Genomic DNA, 4,971 nt, shown 5'->3' with positions numbered 1-4,971 from the left:
TTAAATGCGGGATTATTATATAAATTATACACTCCTTCATTTAATACATAATGTCCTGCGGCATACGAAATCAAGAAGGACATATCTACATTTTTATACTTAAAAGTATTCGTTAATCCTCCGTAGTATTTTGGAATCGAAGTTTTATTGGTAACTTGTCTTAGGTTATTAATTTCGGCAGTGTTAGAATTCGTTCTATTAGTATTAAAATCTACCAATTTTCCATCTGCTGCTCTATATTGATTGAAGCCGGTTACCGGATTTACTCCTGCCCAATCCACAATATAAAAAGATCTTATTGCGCTTCCAGCCTTAAAAACGGTAGATCCCGAGTTTGATAAAATATCTTTGTCGTCTGATAAGGATAAAACCGTTCCTTTATTGTCTGCAAAATTAAAATCCGTTGTCCATATAAAATTATGATTCTTAATATTTACACTATGTAGACTGATTTCTATTCCTTCATTTCTAAAATCTCCAATATTAGAAACTAGTTCTGAGAAACCTGAAGTAAGCGGTATTGGCTTATTATTCAACAAGTCTTTTGTCGTTCTAACGTAGTAATCAATTGTTCCGCTAATCCTATTATTAAAGAAACCATAATCGATACCAACGTTCACGTTAAAGTTTTTCTCCCAGGTCAAATCTTCATTTTCACCTCTTATCAGATATGGAGCCGTACTTCCTGCATAGGTAACTTGACTTCTGTAACCATACAATGACTGAGAGGCAAAATCACCAATAAAGTCGTTTCCAGAAGTTCCAACGCTGGCTCTCAATTTTAAAGAACTTACTGTTTTATTTCCATTAAGTAAATCTTTATGCATATCCCAAGAAGATCCTACAGACCAGAAATTGGCATATTTATTATTGTTTCCAAAACGAGAAGAACCATCTCTCCTGAATGAAAGTGAAAGGTTATAACTATTATTGAAGGTATAATTTAATCGGGAAAAGTAAGAAATGGAACCTGCCTGAGATTTTCGCTCTGTGATCGCACCCACGGTTTTCGCTGCACTTACTGTCTGCACAGCGTCGGAGCTAAAATCTTTTGCTGTAACGGAAAAACTGTTGGTCTCACTCTCGTTAACTTCATACCCCATAACCATATCAAATGCATGTTTTTGAAATGTATGCGCTAAAGTGGCAGTCAGCGTCCCTGTGTAGTTGTTACTGTCACCCGTATTGTAAGTAAGCGCACCTCCATTGACAATTACATTTTCATAACTATTGTTTTTAGAGGTATTGAAATTTGCGCCCAAAATACCATTTAAGGTTAACCATTTTACTGGTATATAGGTAAGATTTGCACTTCCTCCGATATTTTTTCGGTTGTTATTCACGTTCGTATTATCTCTCACAAATATTGGGTTGTAAGGAACACTAGTTGAATTACCAACATCTAATAATCGCAATGAATTTCCAGCATCATCCTTAATTGTCAGCCACGGATTTAAAAGAAAGGCGTTTGAAAAAGGCGAACCCACCGTACGCTTATCCTCCTCATTTACGTTTCCAAAATTCCCTGAAAATCCTACTTTTAATTTTCTGCTCAAATCATAATCTACACGCATTGACACAGTATACCTTTTGTAATGACCTCCAAAAATATTATCGACATTGTTGTAGGTAAGCGAAGTGTAATAATTTGCCTTGTCTGACCCGCCTGAAAAAGAAATATCATTTTCGCGGTTGATTTCGTTTGTTAATAATAAATCTGCCCAATTTACATCCTGACCTGAAGCTCTTCTTTTTTGAAGTAAAGCAGGGCTCGTTTTATAGAAGCCCAATGACTCTTCAAAATCCAACTTTTGAGACGCATTCATTATGTCATTAGTAAAAGACTGATCTGCATATTTAACTCCTAAACGGCTATTAAAAGCAACCTTTAGTTTCGTATTTCTAGTCCCTCTTTTTGTAGTAACAATAAGAACTCCATTTGTTCCTTTAGATCCATAAATAGAGGTTGCAGCTGCATCTTTCAGAATACTAATATCTTGTATATCGGCTGCATTTAGCATAAATGCATCTAATCCAGATCTTGGCATCTGCACACCGTCTACCACAATCAATGGCTCTGTACTTGCGCTAATAGAGCCTACACCTCGCAATAACATTGTTGGTGGTGAATCTGGAGAAGAAAAACTTTCCTGAACAAACAGACCTGGCACTACACCAATCAACGCATCAGCAAATGATACATTTTGGGTATTCTGTAATACTTTTGTGTCCAGTTTTGTTACAGCGCCTGTTATTTTATCTCGGGTCATTTTTCCATATCCTACCAAAACCAACTCATTTAATTCATTTGCAGTTGGTTCAAGAGTAACGTTAAGTATTACCTGATCTTTAATTTTAATTTTTTTTGCAGCAAAACCTAAAAAACTAAAACTCACCACATCGCCTTCATTTACCGTTATTTGATATTTTCCTTCAAAATCAGAGACTGTACCAAGCTTGTTATCGTTTACCAGAATTGTTACTCCAATTATTGGCAGTCCCATATTATCTGTAACTATTCCTGAGATTTTTCTTTGGTTTATGACCTTACTGCTTCCATTAGCAGATGAAGCAGTTGCTTTTTGATTTAATGCAATAACAATCAATTTATTATTTACAAATTCTGCTTTGTAGTTATCACCAATCAATTCTTTTATAACTGCCATTACATCAGCGTTATTTACTGCAATATTTACCATTCTACGTGAATCAAAGACATCATCACTATAGAAAAACTCTATATTGGTCTTTTTGGTAATTGTTTTTAAAACAGATGCAACAGACTTGTTTCTTGCGTTTATAGTTATCTTTTGTGCAGAAGCAAAAGCAACTATATTAAAAAGAAATATTGATAATATTATGGATTTCCTCATGATGCTAAGAAAATTATCCCAAAGCGCGGATTTTACCCCACAATCTTTTGCGGATAGGTTTTTTTTCATACTTTTAAAATGTTTTGGTTGGTTAATTGATTTCGAACTCTTTTTTTCGACTGAACAAATACTAGCCGGGAAATGGTGCAAACATTTTCCGGTTTTTTTTACTTACTAATGGTTACTTCATAGGTTTGGTTGATTTTGGTTATTTTGTATTTCACATTTGATGTTTTTCTAATTATATCCAAAAATTGATCGATTGACTGGTCTTTTAAAACAATTCCTGTGAATTTTATCTGCTCTAATGATTTTTGTTCGAACCTCACATTAAAATTGTACCATCTTTCCATTTTGTCCAAAATACTTTTCAGGTTTTCATTTTCAAAATAAAACTTACCATCTTTCCATGCACTATAACCATAAGGATCAACTTCTGCCACCTTTATAATTTCGTTATGAACACTAGCCTGCTGCCCGGGTTTTAAAATAACTGATTCGTTTTTTTCGGTTTTACTTATTTGAGAAATTTTTACTTTTCCTTCTGCCAGTGTAGTCTCAAATTTTTTGTCTTCCTGATAAGCACTTACATTAAAATGTGTCCCTAAAACGGTTACATTTCCAGATTTGGTTTTAACTGTAAAAGGACTATGAGGATTTTTACTGACTTCAAAATAGGCTTCACCTTCTAAGGTTACATCTCTAGTATTTCCACTAAATTTTACAGGATATTTTAAAGATGATTTTGAATTAAGCCAGACTTTGGTCCCGTCTGAAAGCCTAACAGCATAAATACCGCCTACAGGTACAATCAAAGTATTCTCTCCATCTGAAGCCATTCCTTTAACAGCTTTAGCATCATAAACCAAAACCTGATTTAGATTTGAAATCACGCCATTTTTAGAAACGATCTTTTCTTTTTTGGGTTCTAAGGAAATAACCGTTCCATCCGCAAGAACAAGAGTTGGATTGTTATATCTCGGTTTAATACTTTCTACAACAACTTCTTGGTTTTGCGTTTTACCATCATTATTAATATAATAGAAAACAGAAGAAATCCCAGCTAAAAAAACTAAAATTGCTGCATATTTCAATATCTTCTTATAATCAAAAAGTGGTATTACAGACGTTTCTCTAAAATCAATTTTTTCTTTAATTCTTTCGAAAGCTAAATCTGTATTAACCGTATTATAAAATCTTTCCTTTGATTTTAAAGTTTCTACATTAATAACTTTTTGATAATATTCTTGATTTTCGGGTATAGAAAGCCATTCCTGCAAAAAAGCATTTTCTTCAATCGATAATTCTCCTATAAGAAGTTCCTTTCTTATTAGAGCAGCGATTACAAATTCCTTCTTTCCTTGAGACATATTTTTTGATATTAAGTATCGTTTATTAACACTTTAAGTAATGTTATATACCTAAGAGTGTGAAATATCAAAAATGGGTGGAAAGATTTTTTATTTTTTTTATAAAAATAATAAAAGGAATAAAAGTTCTGAGTGATTCTTGAGTTTAACCTTCAATAATTCTATCGCGCGGGCGCGCTGAGATTTAACAGTATTTATTGAAATATTAAGCTGTTCAGCGACATCCTTGTATTTCAATCCTTCTATACAGGAGAGTTCAAAAACTTCTTTGCATTTTTCAGGTAACGAATTTAAAGCTTGGGTTAAAGTCGCATATAATTCTTCTTCTAGGATATTGAAATCAAAATCCAACGTTTCGTGAGATAATTCATCATTCAATTTAATGACTTTCTGTTCTTTTTTTAAGATCAAAAGTGAACCATTTCTGACCATGGTGTAGAGATAAGACTTAACATCAATTATCTTTTCAAATTTTACACGGTTTTCCCAGAGTTGCAACATGACATTTCCTACTACTTCCTCGGCTAGAAAATTGTCTTTAACAAAACTGTAACTGTAACTTACAAGTCTTGGATACAAAGAATAAAATAGCTCTTTGTAATACGTCTCATTAATTTTAATATTTCCCTTTTCTGAGCTAATTTTTCGTCTTTGTTTGTTTGCACAAATATAAATTTAATATCAACAAATCAACATTTTTACAATATAATTATCATTCAATTTCCCAA

General features: G+C 33.0%; 3 protein-coding genes. All 3 read right to left on the bottom strand.

Features of this window, described 5'->3' with window-relative positions; genetic code table 11:
• A partial coding sequence (locus B0A81_RS21015) for a SusC/RagA family TonB-linked outer membrane protein (protein ID WP_244281449.1) occupies positions 1–2,942 on the bottom strand: 2,942 nt, incomplete at its 3' end.
• Between the two features lie 98 nt (positions 2,943–3,040).
• Positions 3,041–4,243 carry a FecR family protein gene (locus B0A81_RS21005; protein WP_089059830.1) on the bottom strand — a complete coding sequence of 401 codons (1,203 nt, stop codon included), beginning with the start codon at positions 4,241–4,243 and terminating at the stop codon, positions 3,041–3,043.
• Between the two features lie 99 nt (positions 4,244–4,342).
• A complete protein-coding gene (locus B0A81_RS21000; RefSeq protein ID WP_262490153.1) occupies positions 4,343–4,858 on the bottom strand; it encodes an RNA polymerase sigma-70 factor in 516 nt (171 codons plus the stop codon).
• Positions 4,859–4,971 lie beyond the last annotated feature (113 nt).

Origin of the sequence: Flavobacterium plurextorum, from assembly GCF_002217395.1 — a bacterium.
Lineage (GTDB): Bacteria > Bacteroidota > Bacteroidia > Flavobacteriales > Flavobacteriaceae > Flavobacterium > Flavobacterium plurextorum.
This window is presented reverse-complemented; position numbering and strand designations above follow the sequence as displayed.